Below are 17,688 nucleotides of genomic sequence, written 5' to 3'. Positions count from 1 at the left end.
GAAAGATCTAATCTTAAAATAAATTTAAATTATATAAAAAAATTTATCAAGGAAGAAGTTGCTTATACATTAGGAAATGATATAACTTATGAGTCCAGGACTGATAATAAGAATGTAGTTAGTGATATAGAGTATTACACAGCTCATTGGAATGAGTTGCATGATACTGATTTGATGAAATATTTAATTGTTTTTACAAAAGTATATGAATTATATTATATAGATGATAATGCTGATTTTTGCAGTAAAATTATAAAACCTACAGAAGGATATGCTTATTATGATGAATCTTCAAAGAAGGTTCTTTTTTTTATTCATTCTTTCAAAAATGATTTTGATACAACAACTACTTATATAGATGTTTATACAGCTGATAAAATATATCATTTTGATGGTAAGTTTAATCAAATATCAACTCCTACTAATAATATATTTGGAGAAGTACCAGTTTCTATAGGGGAACTAACAGAAGAAGGTTATGATGATAGTTTATACAAAGACTTGAAAGGACTTCAAGATGCATTTGAAACAAACTTGTCTGATATTGGTAATGAAATAAGTGATTTTAGAAATGCTTATTTGTTATTTAAAAATGCTCAAGTTAATAAAGAAGATATTCCTGAAATGAAAAAGTTAGGAGTTTTACAGCTACCTGGAGATAAAGCTGATGCTCAATGGCTTATTAAAAATATTAACGATACTTTTATTCAAAATACTTTAGACAGATACGAAGATACTATGTATCAATTAGCTTGTCATATTAATCATAATGAGAAAATGCAAAGTAATCTGTCGGGAATAGCGTTAAGGTCAAGATTGATAGTTCTTGAAAATAAATGCAGCTTGCAGATTAAGGCTCATAAAAATATAGTTAAAAATAGATTGAGATTTTTATTTATCTATTTAAATATAAAGAAAAATAAAATTTATGACTATAAAGATGTAAAAGCTCTTTATACTCCTAATATACCTTCGGATGATTTATCAACTGCTCAAATGTTAGCTCAAGTTCCAGAAAGAATTATTTCTAATGATACGGCAAGAGGGTTATTCAGTTTCATAAATAACAAGGTTGCTGAAGCTGAAAAAGTTAAAGAGGAGCAGGCAGAGGAAATGCCACAAGTTGATTTAGATAAAGAATTAGGTGATGAAAATGACTAAGGAAGAGTTGTTTATAGAAAGTCTTTATAAATTTGCAGGGAAACAGTTAAAAAAAATATATAAACATAAAAGACTTAATAGAGATGTGTTATTGCAAGAAGTAGCTAATATTTTATTAACATACACTATTGCAAATGATGTTATGGTTATGGAGAAAAAGACAATAGATAAAGAATATGAGAAAATGTCTAAATTGATAATTGATATATCTAAAGGTGAAGCTGCTTCTCAAGAGAAGATAATTGAGGAACTATTATCTTCTGTAGTTAAAGAAACATATAGTTTTTATAGCTACAATAAAGGACTAAAAGATGTGAGGAATATAATAGATAGTAATTTCAAGGGTAAACATTTTTCCGATAGAGTTTGGGATAATGAGAAAGAAGTTGCTAATCACTTGCATAAAAAAGTACAAGATTTCCTTAAGGGAAAAGTAAATGTAAATCAAATTAGAAAAGATATTGAAAAAACTTTCAATACAAGTGCTTATAACAGTAAAAGATTAGTTGAAACAGAAGTTTCAAGGTGTGAAGATAAAGCCTTTAAGAGATTTTGCAAAGAAACTGGAGTTAAAAAGGTAAAAAGAAATGAAACTCTAGATAGTAGGATTTGCGATGAGTGTAGAGAATTACACGAAAAAATATTTGATTTAGATGATGCTCCTGGTGTTGTTCATCCATTATGTAGAGGATTTAATACAATAGTTAAGTAATGCTATAATATTAATATGGTAATTGATTTATACCATATAATATTATAACTGGGGAGGAATAGTTTATGAGAGCAACGGAGCAAAAGTTACGTTCATTTAGAGATGATACCTATAACAGACAAATTATAGCGGAAAATCTAACTAAAATAATCGATTCACAAAATGATTCAATTGTAATTTCTTTAGATTCTGAATGGGGAACTGGAAAAACGACATTTGTAACAATGTGGAAGGATATGTTAGACTCAGAAGAAAAATATAACTCGAAATTTGAAACATTATATTTTAATGCTTGGGAGAATGATTATATTAAAGATCCTCTATTAGCTATATTTTCTGAAATGGAAAAACAAATACATGACAAAGATACTAAATTTAATAAAGAAATTGATAAAATGAAAATTAAGGCAAAGCCATTTGGTAAGATGATTGTTTCATCAGCTATTAAATTAGCTACTGCTGGCATATTAAATTTAGATGGAGTAACATTAGGAGATTTTAATGAAGAAGAATTAATTAAGTTATCTGAAAAATTAGGAGAATTAAGCGTAAAAGAAATTTCAGCAGATAAAACTATTAGAGTAAGGTTTAAAGAAGAAATGACTAAATATCAGAGTGATGTTAATAAAAAAATTATTTTCTTCATTGATGAATTGGACAGATGTAGGCCTACATTTGCCATTGAACTGTTGGAAGTTGTAAAACATTTATTTAATATAGAGAACTTTATATTTGTTCTATCAATTGATAAGCAACAATTATCACATTCTGTTTCAACGATATATGGTCAAAATTCTGATACAATTGGATATTTAAGAAGATTTATAGATTTAGATTATAAGTTACCACAGCTTAATTTGAAAACTTATATTAGAAATAAAAGTAATCTAATACTTAAAGAAAAATGTAATATAGAGTTATTTGAAATGTTTATTGAGGAAATGTTTATTAATGAGAATTTCTCTTTAAGAGATGTAGATAAGGCGTTTTATTATATAAATATTTTGATTCCATTAATTAAAGAATTTAATGAAAAAGGTAATTATAAATCAGTATATATAGCTACAATAAGTTATCTATATGCTACTTTAATTACCATAAAAATTAAAAGACCTATCCTATATAAAAAAATAATAGATAATGAATATCAAGTTGATGATATTATTGGTCAATTTAATATTCCCAATTTAGATCATTATAAAGACAACCTTATCGGTGGATGGCATCAAAAGCCGCTTCAAGAAGTAATAGAACCTATATTAAAATTGTATTTACAATTAAACATTAGATTTCATAAAGAGGAATATGTGTATGAATCTTATGAAAATGAATTTGCTGTGGGGCATAAAAAGGAAGATGGAACATTTGGGTATGACAATAAATTTAATTTAAAATTTTTATTTGAACGAAAGAATTCGAATATAATCAATAAGCTAGAATTTATTGATAGTTTTGAAATAAATTAATAAATGTTTTTAATAAAAAGTCTTAGGAAACTAAGGCTTTTTATTTTGCTCTAAAATCGTCTTGTGTGCTTTCAGTGTACAAGGGGTATAAATACATTGCTAAGTTAAAAAAATGTGTCACTAGTCTCATAGAGGTTTGTGGGATAAGGAGGATATATGTTAAAGAAAGAATTATTAAAATTAATTGAAAATGCTGGTGATGATGAAAATATAGATTCATTACTAGAGAATAGTGATTTAGCTAAGTCACTACAAGCTAGTGGACTTACCTTAGAGGCCTTTAAGGAAAAAATGAAAAATGATAAAGATTTTAAAGCTTTTATTGATAGTGAAAATGACAAATATCATAGTAAGGCTTTAAAAACTTGGAAGGATAATAACTTAGAAAAGGAGCTTGAACCTTTTATTAAGGAAAAGTATCCGGAGTTAGTTACAGATCCAACCCAAAAAGAACTATTAGAACTTAAAAAAGAACTAGAAAGAGAAAGACAAGCTAACGCAAGAAAAGATTTATTAACTCAAGCTATGAAATACGCATCAGATAAGAAACTACCTGCTAGTGTAGTTGAGAAATGTTTAGGTGAAGACTTTGATAAGACTAAGGAAGTTATAGATTCAATAGCTGATGATTGGTCAAAAGGACTTGAAGCGATAGCTACAGAAAAAATGAAACAGTCTAGTTATGTACCAGGTAAAGGAGCAGATGGAAATCCAGTAAGTATTGGAGCTTCTATTGCAGCTCAAAACAATTCTAAATCAAGTGCTCCAAGTAATCCTTGGGGTGATAAATAAGGAGGAAATTATATGTATTTTAAAAAGACAAGTTATGAAAATGATATGGAAATTTTGGTTACTGAAAAGAACTTAGTTAGATTTTCGGGAACAGTGTTAGCTGCTAATGTCACTGTAGCTGATGAGAATGGTAAAAAGTATGTTAAAGCAGGAACTTTAATTGATGCAGATGGCAATGTAGTTAAACAAACTGGTGATTCTGGTTCAGAAACTTTAACAACTACACCAGTAGGGATTTTATACAGAACAGTTGATGTAACTAATGGGGATATGCCATGCTCTTTAGTTGTGGAAGGATATTTAAGAACAGATAGAGTGCTTGATGGATTTGCAGATAAGGCTATTGAAGCTATAAAAGCTGCATTACCAAAAGTAACATTTAGATAGGAAGGTGAAAGTAATATGCCAAGATTAGAAGAAGTTTTTAATACCAATGAATTAGTTAATTATTTTAAAGAAAGAGCAGTTTCTCCTATGTTAGGGGAATCACTTTTCCCAGAAAGAAAAATACAAGATATAGAGTTTGATATGATATTAGGTTCAGGAGGACTTCCTGTTACTGCTGAGGTACATGCCTTTGATACAGAAACGCAATTAGCTTCAAGAGAAGCAATTGAAAAAGGTGTTGCAAGCTTAGCTCTTATAAAGAGAAAAATTAAAATAGCAGAAAAAGAGATTATAAAGATAAATAATCCAAGAACGGATTCAGAATTAGCTTTCGTATTATCTCAACTTTATAACGATGCTGAGAAAATGACAGATGCGGTAAAGGTTAGAGTTGAAGCTATGAGAATGGAGCTATTATCTACAGGGAAGATTGCTATTAATGAAAATAAAGTAAAAGTTACTATTGATTATAAAGTTCCTGCAGGTAACCAAAAGAAATTTACTTGGAAGACACCTTTAACTGATACTCCATTAGATGATTTAGCAACGTTAGCTGATGCCGTTGAATCTGCAAGTGGTTCAAGACCAACAAGAGCTTTAACTTCTAGAAAAATAGTTAAGACTATTTGCAATTGTACTAGTGTGAGAAAAGCTATTTATGGGGTTAATTCAGATAAGATTGTTACTTTAGCTGCTTTAAATGAGCTTTTAGCTCAATTAGATTTACCTCAAATAGTAGTTTATGAAGGAAAGTATAAAAAGGAAGGTGCGAAAGGTTATACTACAGCTAGATACTTCCCTGAAAATGTAATTGCTATGTTTGGTGACGAAACTCTAGGTGAAACTATTTATGGATTAACTGCTGAAGAAGTAAAATTAATTGGTGATGGTAAGATGGAATCTGCTGAAATATTAGATAATAAAATTTTTGTTGGAACTTATACATCTATAGACCCAGTTGGTGAATTCACTAAGGCTGTAGCTACTGCATTACCGACTTTACCTCATGGAGATGAATTAGGAATAGGGACTATAACTTTATAGGGGGATTAATTTCCTCCTTATTTTTATATAGGAGGGATGATTTTGACTTTGGAAGAAAAGAATGAAGCTAAAGCAATTTTAGTCATTAAAAATTACTTAAACAGAAATGTGAGTGATCAATATATAAAAAAGAATTATGCTTTGGCTATAGATCAGTTAATAGAAAATGCAAATAGGATAAATTCGACTAAGTTAGTTGGTGTGAAATCCATGAGTGAAGGTAATCAAAGTATTAGTTTTGATAGTAATGTGGAAGCTTGGTCAATGACTTCTGATGTTATATCGTTGCTACCTACTCCTTATGTGAGGATGTTTTAATATGGCAGTGTTATTTAAAAATTCAGATATAACTATATATAACAGATATGTGGATGTTGATAGTGGTGTTGATAAATATCAAAGAACAGTTATTAAAGGTGTTAATTGGCAAGGAAAAAGGAACGGTACTGTAAGTGATAAAGGGTTATTACTAGCTGACAGTATACTTATTTTTGTAGATAAGCTAGATAATTATGTAAGTCCTAAGAGATTTGCTAAGTTATCAGATGAAGATAGAATTAAGTATTTTACATTTGCCATAGGAGATAAAATTGTTAAGGGTGAGGTTGACTTTGAAATTACAGGAGTTAGAACTTATCGAATAGCTGATTTAGAAAATGAGTTTGATGATGTTGTAGATATAAAATCTGTAAATCCTTTATCTGGTCATTTTGAGATTGAAGGTGTTTAATTATGGCTACTAAAGTAACAATTAAAATGGATGATACAGGTAGAATTCTTTTAAAGAGAAACCTAAACAAAGATGGCCAAGCACAAGAAAAGTTTACAAAGGAATGTGCAAAGTGGATGAATAATTATGCTCCTTTAAAAACGGGTAGGCTTAAAGATATGATGGTTGAAATAAAAGTAAGCAAGGTTGTTTATAATGCTCCTTATGCTAAAAAAGCTTATTATACAAATAAAGGATTAGGGAAGCAGGGAACATCTTTAGGAGGACTTAGAGGTAAGTTTTGGGATAAAAGAATGTGGAGTGATAGAGGTAATGACGTAGTTAAATCTATAGCTCAGTTTGTAGGAGGTAGAAGTAAATGATAATTAAAGCATTAAGAGATTATATAAGGAACTGTCCTCATTTAGATACCTTTAATAATGCTATAAGAGTTAATGTGAATTATCTAGAGCCTGAGGCGGAGACTTATTCTATAGAGGAAGTACCAATAGAGCCTATACTGAAAAAGTATGTTAATGGAGATAGTATAAGGCAATATGCTTTTATATTTACTTCTAGGGAGCCTTATGGAATAGATGTGTTGCAGAATATAGATAACTCAGGATTTTATGAGAAATTTGCAGATTGGATAGAAAGTCAAAATAATAATGAAATATTACCTAAATTAGAAGGAAATTTAGAGCCTTTAGAAATTAAGGTTACAAGTACTGGGTATGCTTTTGCAGTAACAGAAGATACTGCGCAATTCCAGATACAATTAAGATTAAAATATTTTAAGAAAGGAATGAATTAAATGACTATTAGAAAGAGAAAAGTACAAGCTAACTATATGAAGGTTAAGGAAGCTTTTGAATTACTAGGAACAGGATTTACAGAGTTGAATGAAAGTCCAAGTGCTCAAACAACATCTAAGAGGTATATTAATCAATCTAGTTCAACTCAAAGTGTTACTGGATATGAGTGGAGCTCTAGTTTTAATACGGACCAAATAGCTTCTGATAAGGCTATTGAGTTTATAAGAGATATTGGCGAAATGCAGAAGACTGGTGCTGAAACAGAAGTTGAATATATTATAGTTGATTTAGATAAGCCTGCTGCAACAGAAGGATCATATAGAGCTAGGCAGTTTAAAATTGCAATTGCTGTAGATAGCTTTGATGATAATGATGGAGAACTTGGTATAAGTGGTAGTTTCTTAGGGCAAAGTGATCCAGTAGAAGGGACTTTTAAAATAGAAGAAAAAACATTTACTGCTGGTTTTACACCTAAAGTAGAAGTTTAGGGGGAATAACTAGTGAAAATTAATGGTGTTGAATTAGAAGATTTAGATATATATGATGCTGATGTTGCTGAAAAGTATGAAAAGCAATTAGATAAAATTGAAAAATTAACGACTAAAGTAGAGGGGTTGGGTTTATCAGAAGGGATTAGATATCAATGTAATTTAATTTTCGATATCTTTAATGAACTCTTTGGCGAAGGTACTGATAAAAAAGTATTTGGTGAAAAAGTTAATCTTAAGATATGCCTAAATGCTTTTGCAGAACTTATAGAACAAACTAATGAGCAGAAGAAGGAAATTGGAAAACTCTCAAATAAATATTCTCCGAATCGTGCGCAAAGACGTGCTAAAAAGAAATGAACATCTTAATAGATTTAGTTCCAACTAGTGTTAACATTGACAAAAAGGGGTACGATATCAATAGTGATTTTCGTATTTCTATTTTATTTGAATTATTAATGCAAGAAAATTCTATGGAAGATAAAGATAAAATCCTTATGGCATTAAAACTTTATTATCCTGTTATTCCTAAAAATCTTAATGAAGCTATAGAGAAAATGTTGTGGTTTTATAGGTGCGGTAAAGATGTAAGAAAATCTAAAGTAAATGGTAAAGGTAAGGGCGTCACTCAAATTTATTCGTTTGATTATGATGATGATTATATCTATGCTGCATTTATGGATCAATATGGTATAGATCTTCAAGATATAGAATATTTGCATTGGTGGAAGTTTAAAGCTATGTTTAAGAGCCTTAAAGAGGATAATGAAATAGTTAAAATAATGGGTTATAGAAGTATGGATTTATCTAAAATTAAAGATAAAGAGCAGAAAGCTTATTATAAGAGAATGAAAGATTTATATGAAATTCCTATATCTAAAGATGAAGATAGAAAATTAAAAGAAATAGAAGAAGCTTTATTAAATGGTGAAGATTTGAGTAAACTATTGTAACTATATCCATATTTATACTATAATATTGGTGTAATAAAAGGAGGTATAAATATGGGATTTGGAGATTTGATTAAGGGAGCTATTGATAGTAGCGATAGGATGGCCGAACAAAAGCAAGTTCAGAAGGAAGAAAAAGAAAAGAGACAGATAGCTGAGATGTATAAAAAGTATGCTGACTATCTCCTTGAAGAAGAAAATATTTTATACTATACAAGCAATATTAAAGGTTCATATGTATTTTTGGATAAAAGAATTCTTTTCCATGATGATAGGTTAAGAAAGGTGACTAAGCAAGAGTATCATTCTATACCTTATAAGAATATAAAAAGATTTACAATAGAAAAAGCTGGAGTAGCTGATATTGATACTGATATTAAATTATACTTAGGTGGTAGCCAAGAAGAGTCTATAACCTTGAAAGTTCCAATTGATTCTACAAAGGCAATAAATAAAATAATAGTAAGTAAAATAATTTAAAAGCACTAATTATATAGTGCTTTTTTCTTTTATGTAAGAGGTGATTAATATAAAGGAAGTAAGATGTAGTAATTGCAATCAGCTATTATTGAAGGTTGATATTGTAAAAGGGGAAATTAAATGCCCTCGTTGTAAAAAAATAAATAAATTAGTGATTGAACAAAAAGACAGAGCTTAGAGCCACACCTTAGAGTAGTGAGCCAATGCCTGCTTTTTTTATTTTTATAAAGAAAGTAGGTGATAATATGGCTGATGGGCGAATTATAATTGACACCCAAATTGACAGTAAGGGTGCTGAAGGTGGCATTAAAAGTCTAAGTGGAAAGCTAGGTAGTTTAGCAAAAACAGGAGCAGTTGCAATAACTGGGTTAATTGCTGCTACTAGCGCTGCTGTAACTGGTTTAACTGCATTATCAATAAAACAATATGCAGAATATGAGCAATTAGTCGGAGGGGTTGAAACTCTTTTTAAAGATAGCTCAATGATAGTGCAAAGATATGCAGCGAATGCCTTTAAAAGCGCTGGGTTGTCCGCGAATGAATATATGTCTACTGTAACAAGTTTCTCAGCATCTTTATTGCAAGGGTTAGGTGGAGATACAAAAAAAGCTGCTCAAATAGGAAACCAAGCAGTTGTAGATATGTCGGATAATGCTAATAAGATGGGAACATCTATGGAGATGATTCAGAACGCATATCAAGGATTCGCTAAGGCTAATTTCACAATGCTTGATAACCTAAAGTTGGGTTATGGCGGTACTAAAACAGAGATGCAAAGACTTCTTGTAGATGCAGAAAAGTTAACAGGAATAAAGTACGATATCAATAATTTCGCAGATATAATTGAAGGTATTCATGTTATTCAAACTGAAATTGGCATAACTGGAACAACATCCTTAGAAGCTGAGGAAACTATTTCAGGTAGTGCAAATGCTATGAAAGCTGCTTGGTCTAATATGCTAACTGGATTCTCTAAAGATTCTGCAAATTTTGATGACTTAATAAATGACTTGGTAGATACAGTGGGAACTTTTGCAGGGAATATATTACCTAGAATAAAGACGGCTTTAGAGGGTATAGGTGAAGTGTTACCTATATTGGTTGAAGAATTTGCAACTTTAGGAATGGATTTATTGCCGGGGCTCATTGAAACCGGTGGACAAGTTGTCCATTCTCTAATTAATGGAATTATCTCATCATTACCACAACTTATAACTTCAGGCGTAAGTATGATTAAGTCTCTTACAGATGGCATAAAAACAAGCTTACCGACTATAATGGCTAGTGCTTTAGAAATATTAAATGCTTTAGTTGAGGGGATAGTTGAAATATTGCCAATGCTTTTAGAGGTTGGGTTACAAGCTTTAATTACTTTGGGTCAGGGTATAGCAGCTGCTTTACCTACATTAATACCGACTTTGGTTAATTTAGTAATTTCAATGTGTGATATGATCATAGAGAATTTACCTTTAATATTAGATGTTGCTATAGATATAATCTTAGCTTTAGTCCAAGGGTTAATAAATGCTTTACCAACTTTAATTGCAGAAGTACCTAGAATAATAAATAGTTTTGCTAATGCTATATATAACGCTTTACCACAAATATTATTAATGGGATTGCAAATTATATGGGAACTTATAAAGGGTTTGATAGGTGCTATACCTGATTTAATAGCTAATTTACCACAGATAATAATGGCGATTATAAATGCCTTTACTTTAATAAATTGGTGGCAGATAGGTACGAATCTTATTGCTAGTATAGGTAGTGGTATAAAGTCCATGGTTAGCAATATAGGGACAATAGCTAAATTCATGGCCGAGAATGTAACAACAACTATAAAGGATTTATTTAAATCTGGGTTGAATATAGGAAGTTACTTGATTCAATGGCTTAAAACAGGAATCAGCAATGGGGCGAGTAATTTATTGCAAGCTGCTAAAAATGTTGCTATATCAGCTTTAAATGCACTTAAGAGTATATTTAGTTGGGATAGTGCTGCAAGCATTGGAACTAATTTAATAAAGGGTATTTGGACTGGTATTTCTAATATGGCAGGTTGGTTGATGGATTTAATCGGTGGATTTGCAAGTAATATAATAGGCGGAATTAAGGATTTCTTCGGAATACATTCCCCATCCCGTATAATGCGTGACCTTATCGGTACTAACTTAGTTAAAGGTATTGGAGTAGGTATTGATGTAGAAACACCAAATTTAGAAAAAGATATTGATGCAAATATGTCAGATTTAGTTGCTAAGATGAAAGGTACAGTAGACTATGAAACTGCTAATACTACAGCTAGAGTTGTTGCTCACAATAACAGTTTAGGCAATGGCGTTGAAGAAGAGAGTAAAGAACCAGAAAAACAAGTAGTTGAAAATCATATACATGTAATTGTCGAAGGTAAGGAAGTAGCTTATGCATTAGCTCCATATCAAGATATATTAACTGAATATTATGAAGGGAGATAAGTAGATGTTAAAAGAAGGTGAATTATATTTTAATAGAGATAGAAGCTTAAACTTAAATTTATTCTTAGAAAACTATCCTTCAATTCCAATAGCTAATGAGGAATATGAAGAACAACCAGTTGAAGGTAGGAGTGGAAATTTAATAATTAATAAAGGAACTTATCCTGATAAGAAAATACCTTTTACATTTACTATATTATCTCCACAAATAGATATTGATTTTGAAAGAATATATGAATGGCTTACTGAGATAGAAGATAATAGGTTGATTTTTGGTAGAAGTGATAGATGTTATAAAGTAAAAAAAGTTATTTTTGGAAATATACAAAAGGAATTTAGATCCATAGGAGAGTTTAATGTAACTTTTCTATGTGAGCCTTTTACACAAGATTTAAGTAAGACAACTCATGAAATAACTTCTACTGGATTTAAAATAAATTATAATGGAAATGCTCCAGGAGATACTTTAATTAAAGTTTATGGAAGTGGGAATATTCAATTGACTATAGATGGTGAAACAATGCAAATTAATAATGTAAATAATTATGTAGAAATTGATAGTGATTTACTACAAGTTAGAAATCAAGACGGAACCTCTAAGGATAATGATACCTTGGGGGATTTTGTTTTATTAACTAAAGGTGAGAATGCAATTTCTTATACTGGATCAGTAACTAAGATTGTAATTGAATATACCACAAAATATAAGTGTTAGGAGGGAATTTAAATGAAAAAACAAATAAAAGTAGCTTATTTTCCTTCTGATACTCCTAAAAATATAGTCTTAGGTAGTAACGGTAAAAGCTTAGATAAATACTGCATTAAATGTGAAACTGAAGAAGATTTAAGCACAGGAAATTATATTGTAGATTTAAAATTCTTAATTACAGATAATATCCAGGATATATTACAGGAAGAAGCAATATTAAAGGTTTTAATGGATTATGGAAATGAAATATTCCGTATATCTAAAGTAGCAGTAGGAACTAGATATATAGATGTAGTTGCTAGGCAAATAACTATTGCTGATTCTTTAACTTTATGGTTAGAAGATGTAAGACCTACTAATTTAAATGGTCAAGCTGCTGTTAGTTGGATGTTAGATAAAGCAGAAGGCAAAAGGGAAATACAAATAATTTCTGACATAGATACAGTTGCTACAGCTTATTATCAACGCATGAGCTTATATAAAGCCTTGCATGATAATGATAACTCATTCTTAAAGCGTTGGGGTGGAGAAATCCAAAGGCGAGGATATACATTATATATAAAGAAACATATTGGAATTGATAGAGGATTTAGTATTAGAGAGGGTAAAAATCTTACTGGATTTGAATGTAGTTCTAACATCGATAATTTGGTCACTAGAGCAAGGGGACAAGGCTTTAATGGAATACTAGGTAACTATATAGATAGTCCTTTAATAGGGGCTTATAATCGAATATATACAGCTGTAATTAAGTATGATGATGTTAAGGTTAAAGATGAAAATAATAATGAAGGTTATGATACTTTAAAACAGGCACAAGCTGAATTAGATAGAAGAATAAAAAAAGAGTTTTCTGAAAATGGTATAGATAAAATTAAAGCTAGTTATACTATTAATTTCGTGCAATTAGAAAAGACAGAGGAATACAAAAACTACATTGCTGCTGAAAGACTATTAATTGGAGAGGATTCTAGAGTTTACATTCCAAAGCTGAATGTAGATATAAAAGTAAGAGCTATGACTAAGAAATATGATGTTTTAGCTCAAAAGACTAAAGAAATTAAGCTAAGTAATTATATAGAAGTTAAACCATTAAGTCTTAAGCAGATAACTGAAAAGTTAGAGTCTATTGATAGTACAGAAACTATTCTTCAAATTGCTAAGGATAATGCAACTGCACTTATTAAGGGTGGACTTAAAAATTCTTATGTAATAGTTAAAGAAAATGAAATAATTATAGGTGATACTAAGGATATAAATACTATGACTAAAGTATGGAGATGGAACAATGGAGGACTTGGTTTTAGTAGTACAGGGTATTATGGGGAGTTTGGAACTGCTATTACGCAGGATGGAGCTATTGTTGCTGATTTTATAACAACGGGAGTTCTTAATGCAGCACTTATAAAAACTGGAATGTTGCAAAGCTTTAATGGTGAGACATGGATTAATATGGAGAATGGTACTTTTAATTTTGCAGAAAAAGTTAAATTTGATGGTAGTAATTTTGAAATTGATTTAAGTGGGAAAGACTTAATTACAAACACAGATTTGGAAAATAAATTAAAAGTTAAAGTTAGCAAAGGTGCTGAATTTAAAACCGAATATCAACAAACATCAACTACGTTTGATTTTATTATTGGAAATGGCTCAACTAATGTAAGGATTGATAAAAATGGACAAACAATTAAAAATGGTGGTTTAACAGTAACTAATAGTAATGGAACAGTAGTAATAGATGGTAGTAAGCAAATGTTTAGACTTCTTAGTTGGGGAAATGGATCTATTGTTTTAAATGCAGGTGAGCAAAGTAAACTAGTTTCAATATCACACAATTTAGGGTATTCACCTGTCTTTAAAGGGCAATTTAGGCTTACAAACAGTAGTGGAATAATAGAAACTTACGAAAATAATTTTATACTATTAAATTGGGAAACGGGAGTAGCAAATATAAGTGGGAGAATATGGGCAGATGACAGTAAATTATATATAGCTATATGGAGAAGTTCTAGCGCAGCAAGTAGTGGACAACAAACTATCTATTATAGATATTTTATTGAGGAAGGAGTAAATCTATAAATGGTAATTTTTTATGATATAGAGACAAAAGAAATTAAATATACAGAGAGAGATTCAATGTTACCTAACCTACCCGGAGGAACTACAGAAGAGAAAATAGATTTACTAAGAAAAGAAAATATAGGATTTGTAAGTGTAGCATATGAGTTAGATCTAGAGGTTTTTAATTACAAAGTAGCATTTGACGAAAAGAATAATTTTATAGGTTTACAACCGAAGGAGGTATAAGATGGCTAGTAAAATAAGAGTTAATTTAGATACTAGTAAGGAATATTATAAGCAAGAAAAATGTAAACAGAATGATGATTTAACACTTATAGCTAACATTTTTGAGGATGGAGCAGCTAAAGATTTGACTAATTGCTCTATAGTAATACAAGCTACGAAAGCAGATAATACTTATGTTATTCAAAATACAGAGATATCTAAGAGTAATAATAAGATTACAGCTGAGTTAGCAAGAGATTTTACAAGAGTTCCAGGAGAATCAAATATAGAAGTTGTACTCGTAGAAGGTGGTAAGCAGAATACTACCTTTTCTTTTATTTTAGAAGTTGATGCCAGTGTAATTAAAGGAGCTGAAGAAAGTAAGGATATAATAACATCATTGGAGAAAATGCAAGATGCAGTTGTTGAGATGGGAAAAATCAGCGAGGAAACTAAGGAGTTAATTAACAATTCTGGTGCTGCTAGTAAAGAAGAAATTAATAAAGTTAATACGCAATTGGCAGAAAAGATAAACAAACTTGAACAATATAAAGACTTAGAAGCTTCAAGAATTTATAGAGATATTAATAATTCTATTGGTGGACAGGGCTCTTTTATGCAAGGTGGAACTTATACCAAAGATAATAAAGTTATTTATGCAATTTATGATGTTATCACTCCAAACACAAATATTGTAGAGCTTGTAGAAGTGGATATTTCAAAAGGTGAAAAGTTAAGAACAAAAATATTAAATTTAGGACATTGCAATTCTCTAACTTATGATAGTAAAAGAAATATATTAATAAGTGCAACATTAAATAAATATATAAATGAAGAAAAAACTTATGTTAATGAATTAATAGAAATAGATTATGAGACTTTATCAATTCTAAAAACTGTTAATTTAGATACACTTGAAAATATAAGTGGAGTTGCATATGAAAAAGAAAAAAATAAGGTATATGTATTATTAGACCCTTTTATAATAGCAATATGTGACCCAGCAACTTATATAATAGAAAAAAGAATAAATTTAGACGTACCTAAAAAAATAACAGCATTTATAAGACAATCTTTTGAGGTATGGAACAATAAAATATTTCTTTGTGGCTATGCTAACAATTATATAAGTGTTTACGATATGGAAGGTAAAAACATAGAAAACTATAACGTGCCATCGTATATGGATAATGCTTATTTAACTGGAGAACTAGAAGACATTACAAGCCTAGGAGATGGAAATTTCTTAATGTTTTCGTCTCAATTAGTGAGTACTAAATTTGTAATTAATACAGTTTCAAAATTTAATTTTGTTAATAGAGTTGCGAGTGGTATTCCTTATGGTTTTGTAAAAGCTAATGACCCAATGAGAATATATGTAGATATTAATTCGTCATCTACTAACCCAGATGGTACAGAAACTAAACCATTTAAGCAATTACACGAAGCAATATTATTTGTAACTTCTCCTTTGTTTTCTAATGTTGAAATACAATTAGCAAAAGGAGTATATGATTGGACATATATCGGTCAATGTAATTGTAAAATAAATATAAGTGGGCCAGTAGAAAAGGCAGAAATAAGAGGTGTTTTTATAAATGGAGGAGATGTAATATTAAATAATATAATAGTTAATGACACAGATAATACAATTTACAAGGGTTTAATTAGTACTTATAACGCAAATGTGACTGTAAGTAACACTGATTTAAATACTAAAGATTATGGAATATATGCAAATTTCAACAGTAATATAAAAGTAAGAAATTTAGCAGAACTTAATAACAACGAAGAGGTTTACACAATATATGCTTTAGCCAGTACAAGTGTTGTTATTCAAAAATCAGCAACAAATATTGTAAAAGTTTTCGTTGATAACACGTGTAAACTCTCACCTCATTTAATGATTTACAACAATACTAATGGTGATTATATGAATAATATACCTATTCCAAAATGGTTTGAGCCTATACTTGAAGGAAATTCATTGAAGTTCTTAGAGTTTTCTTGTGGCTTAAAAGCAACATCAGCTAACCCGACTTATGCTATTGAAAGAGTTCTTTTATCAGGATATACAAATATTACTATATCATTAACAAGAATTAGTGGAAATATAACATATATATCTATTATAAATTTGGGAATAGTAACTCAGGATAGTAAAAAGTATTTCTCTCCTACAACTGGATATATTACAACATATGATTTTAGTGGAGGAACACCAGTCATAACAACTAAAAATATGACAGCTGGGCAGTTAGGAAGTATTTATATAAGTAGAATATATGCAACAAATTGAGATGAGAGGAAGTACTTATATTTAGACAATAAGTCTTAAATAAGGAAAACAATAGCATAAAAAAAGTATGTATGGTATAATTTAGAAAAAATATGGTATATTTTGTTGAGGTTACATTATGAAAAAAGAGAGAAACTATTTATTTGATAATTTAAAATTATTTTTAATTATATTTGTTGTATATGGGCATATATTAGGAAGATATTTAGGGGAAAGTGGAGTAATTAGAAGCGTATATATATTTATATACTTCTTTCATATGCCCTTATTTGTATTTGTATCAGGATTTTTCTCTAAAAATATAGAGAAAGTAAGAAAAAATTCAATAAAAGATTTATTAATACCGTATATAGTATTCAGCGTAATATTAAGTATATATGATAAAAATATCAACTTTAATATTTTACAACCAGGATGGACTCTTTGGTATTTATTAAGTCTATTCTTTTGGAGGTATTCTTTAAAATACATAAGTAAAATAAAACATGGTATTTTGATAAGCTTTATTGCAGCTTTAATTGTAGGTGGTATAAGTGAGATAAGTACTTTTTTGTCTTTATCTAGAACTATAACATTCTTACCATTTTTTTTACTTGGATATAACACAAAAGAAGAACATTTAAGAAAATTAAAATCCTATCCAATGGCTATATCAGTAGTAGGATTAGGATTATGTTTCCTTATAGCAGTTATACTAGCAAAATATAAACCAATTGATGTAAAGTTATTATATTTAGCTTACCCATATAAAACATTTAAAATGACATTTTTAACTGGAATTATATATAGACTAGCTATATATATAATAATGTTATTAAGTAGTATATTCATAATAAGATTAATACCAGATAAAAAATTAAGTATAAGCAGATTTGGTAAAAATACTATGAATGTATACTTAGGACATATATAT

21 protein-coding genes are annotated in these 17,688 nt (G+C 29.6%); all 21 read left to right on the top strand.

The window, feature by feature from the left end:
* Positions 1–1,161, top strand: a 1,161-nt coding sequence (locus E6248_RS04945; protein ID WP_316339704.1) for a phage portal protein, incomplete at its 5' end; no start/stop codon positions are given.
* Positions 1,154–1,873 (top strand): minor capsid protein, encoded by a 720-nt coding sequence (locus tag E6248_RS04940; RefSeq protein WP_316339702.1) that lies wholly within the window; start codon positions 1,154–1,156, stop codon positions 1,871–1,873. The genes E6248_RS04945 and E6248_RS04940, both read left to right, overlap by 8 nt.
* 65 nt (positions 1,874–1,938) lie before the next feature.
* A complete protein-coding gene (locus tag E6248_RS04935; RefSeq protein WP_316339701.1) occupies positions 1,939–3,339 on the top strand; it encodes a P-loop NTPase fold protein in 1,401 nt (466 codons plus the stop codon).
* A 156-nt stretch (positions 3,340–3,495) separates the two neighbouring features.
* Complete coding sequence (locus E6248_RS04930) at positions 3,496–4,131, top strand: DUF4355 domain-containing protein (protein ID WP_316339700.1); 636 nt, start codon at positions 3,496–3,498, stop codon at positions 4,129–4,131.
* Between the two features lie 12 nt (positions 4,132–4,143).
* The gene (locus E6248_RS04925; RefSeq protein WP_316339699.1) at positions 4,144–4,518 is read left to right on the top strand and encodes a hypothetical protein; all 375 of its coding nucleotides are present in this window, start codon (positions 4,144–4,146) and stop codon (positions 4,516–4,518) included.
* 15 nt (positions 4,519–4,533) lie between these two features.
* A complete protein-coding gene (locus tag E6248_RS04920) occupies positions 4,534–5,562 on the top strand; it encodes a major capsid protein (RefSeq protein WP_316339698.1) in 1,029 nt (342 codons plus the stop codon).
* A gap of 42 nt (positions 5,563–5,604) precedes the next feature.
* Positions 5,605–5,880, top strand: a complete 276-nt coding sequence (locus E6248_RS04915; protein WP_316339697.1) for a hypothetical protein — start codon at positions 5,605–5,607, stop codon at positions 5,878–5,880.
* A 1-nt stretch (position 5,881) separates the two neighbouring features.
* Positions 5,882–6,292 carry a DUF6751 family protein gene (locus E6248_RS04910; RefSeq protein ID WP_316339696.1) on the top strand — a complete coding sequence of 137 codons (411 nt, stop codon included), beginning with the start codon at positions 5,882–5,884 and terminating at the stop codon, positions 6,290–6,292.
* 2 nt (positions 6,293–6,294) lie between these two features.
* Positions 6,295–6,654 carry a minor capsid protein gene (locus E6248_RS04905; protein ID WP_316339695.1) on the top strand — a complete coding sequence of 120 codons (360 nt, stop codon included), beginning with the start codon at positions 6,295–6,297 and terminating at the stop codon, positions 6,652–6,654.
* Positions 6,651–7,085 carry a chloramphenicol resistance protein gene (locus tag E6248_RS04900; protein WP_316339694.1) on the top strand — a complete coding sequence of 145 codons (435 nt, stop codon included), beginning with the start codon at positions 6,651–6,653 and terminating at the stop codon, positions 7,083–7,085. Before E6248_RS04905 ends, E6248_RS04900 begins: the two co-directional genes overlap by 4 nt.
* Positions 7,086–7,574, top strand: coding sequence for a phage tail tube protein (locus E6248_RS04895; protein ID WP_316339693.1), 489 nt, complete (start codon positions 7,086–7,088; stop codon positions 7,572–7,574).
* A 12-nt stretch (positions 7,575–7,586) separates the two neighbouring features.
* Complete coding sequence (locus E6248_RS04890) at positions 7,587–7,934, top strand: DUF6673 family protein (protein WP_316339692.1); 348 nt, start codon at positions 7,587–7,589, stop codon at positions 7,932–7,934.
* Positions 7,931–8,527 carry a bacteriophage Gp15 family protein gene (locus E6248_RS04885; RefSeq protein WP_316339691.1) on the top strand — a complete coding sequence of 199 codons (597 nt, stop codon included), beginning with the start codon at positions 7,931–7,933 and terminating at the stop codon, positions 8,525–8,527. Before E6248_RS04890 ends, E6248_RS04885 begins: the two co-directional genes overlap by 4 nt.
* Before the next feature lie 51 nt (positions 8,528–8,578).
* Positions 8,579–9,004, top strand: a complete 426-nt coding sequence (locus tag E6248_RS04880; RefSeq protein ID WP_316339690.1) for a PH domain-containing protein — start codon at positions 8,579–8,581, stop codon at positions 9,002–9,004.
* A gap of 40 nt (positions 9,005–9,044) precedes the next feature.
* Positions 9,045–9,182, top strand: a complete 138-nt coding sequence (locus E6248_RS04875) for a Com family DNA-binding transcriptional regulator (protein WP_316339689.1) — start codon at positions 9,045–9,047, stop codon at positions 9,180–9,182.
* A 67-nt stretch (positions 9,183–9,249) separates the two neighbouring features.
* Entirely contained in the window at positions 9,250–11,481 is a 2,232-nt protein-coding gene (locus E6248_RS04870) for a hypothetical protein (RefSeq protein ID WP_316339688.1), read from the top strand.
* A gap of 4 nt (positions 11,482–11,485) precedes the next feature.
* Positions 11,486–12,196, top strand: a complete 711-nt coding sequence (locus tag E6248_RS04865) for a phage tail domain-containing protein (protein WP_316339687.1) — start codon at positions 11,486–11,488, stop codon at positions 12,194–12,196.
* Positions 12,197–12,208: 12 nt separating this feature from the next.
* Positions 12,209–14,269 (top strand): phage tail spike protein, encoded by a 2,061-nt coding sequence (locus tag E6248_RS04860; RefSeq protein WP_316339686.1) that lies wholly within the window; start codon positions 12,209–12,211, stop codon positions 14,267–14,269.
* On the top strand, positions 14,270–14,497 hold the full coding sequence (locus tag E6248_RS04855) for a hypothetical protein (RefSeq protein WP_316339685.1): 228 nt from the start codon (positions 14,270–14,272) through the stop codon (positions 14,495–14,497).
* Between the two features lies 1 nt (position 14,498).
* Complete coding sequence (locus E6248_RS04850) at positions 14,499–16,775, top strand: BppU family phage baseplate upper protein (RefSeq protein ID WP_316339684.1); 2,277 nt, start codon at positions 14,499–14,501, stop codon at positions 16,773–16,775.
* A 118-nt stretch (positions 16,776–16,893) separates the two neighbouring features.
* Positions 16,894–17,688, top strand: a 795-nt coding sequence (locus E6248_RS04845) for an acyltransferase family protein (RefSeq protein ID WP_316339683.1), incomplete at its 3' end; no start/stop codon positions are given.

The sequence above is a fragment of the Clostridium sp. genome (genome assembly GCF_032552055.1).
Classification (GTDB): Bacteria; Bacillota; Clostridia; order Clostridiales; family Clostridiaceae; genus Clostridium.
The sequence above is the reverse complement of the archived record's forward strand: the minus strand, read 5'-3'. Positions and strand labels throughout refer to the sequence as shown.

Excerpts from the sequence above, each read along its gene's own strand:
- E6248_RS04940 (WP_316339702.1), top strand. The coding sequence starts at position 1,154 with ATGACTAAGGAAGAGTTGTTTATAGAAAGTCTTTATAAATTTGCAGGG.
- E6248_RS04935 (WP_316339701.1), top strand. The coding sequence starts at position 1,939 with ATGAGAGCAACGGAGCAAAAGTTACGTTCATTTAGAGATGATACCTAT.
- E6248_RS04930 (WP_316339700.1), top strand. The coding sequence starts at position 3,496 with ATGTTAAAGAAAGAATTATTAAAATTAATTGAAAATGCTGGTGATGAT.
- E6248_RS04925 (WP_316339699.1), top strand. The coding sequence starts at position 4,144 with ATGTATTTTAAAAAGACAAGTTATGAAAATGATATGGAAATTTTGGTT.
- E6248_RS04920 (WP_316339698.1), top strand. The coding sequence starts at position 4,534 with ATGCCAAGATTAGAAGAAGTTTTTAATACCAATGAATTAGTTAATTAT.
- E6248_RS04910 (WP_316339696.1), top strand. The coding sequence starts at position 5,882 with ATGGCAGTGTTATTTAAAAATTCAGATATAACTATATATAACAGATAT.
- E6248_RS04905 (WP_316339695.1), top strand. The coding sequence starts at position 6,295 with ATGGCTACTAAAGTAACAATTAAAATGGATGATACAGGTAGAATTCTT.
- E6248_RS04900 (WP_316339694.1), top strand. The coding sequence starts at position 6,651 with ATGATAATTAAAGCATTAAGAGATTATATAAGGAACTGTCCTCATTTA.
- E6248_RS04895 (WP_316339693.1), top strand. The coding sequence starts at position 7,086 with ATGACTATTAGAAAGAGAAAAGTACAAGCTAACTATATGAAGGTTAAG.
- E6248_RS04885 (WP_316339691.1), top strand. The coding sequence starts at position 7,931 with ATGAACATCTTAATAGATTTAGTTCCAACTAGTGTTAACATTGACAAA.
- E6248_RS04880 (WP_316339690.1), top strand. The coding sequence starts at position 8,579 with ATGGGATTTGGAGATTTGATTAAGGGAGCTATTGATAGTAGCGATAGG.
- E6248_RS04870 (WP_316339688.1), top strand. The coding sequence starts at position 9,250 with ATGGCTGATGGGCGAATTATAATTGACACCCAAATTGACAGTAAGGGT.
- E6248_RS04865 (WP_316339687.1), top strand. The coding sequence starts at position 11,486 with ATGTTAAAAGAAGGTGAATTATATTTTAATAGAGATAGAAGCTTAAAC.
- E6248_RS04860 (WP_316339686.1), top strand. The coding sequence starts at position 12,209 with ATGAAAAAACAAATAAAAGTAGCTTATTTTCCTTCTGATACTCCTAAA.
- E6248_RS04855 (WP_316339685.1), top strand. The coding sequence starts at position 14,270 with ATGGTAATTTTTTATGATATAGAGACAAAAGAAATTAAATATACAGAG.
- E6248_RS04850 (WP_316339684.1), top strand. The coding sequence starts at position 14,499 with ATGGCTAGTAAAATAAGAGTTAATTTAGATACTAGTAAGGAATATTAT.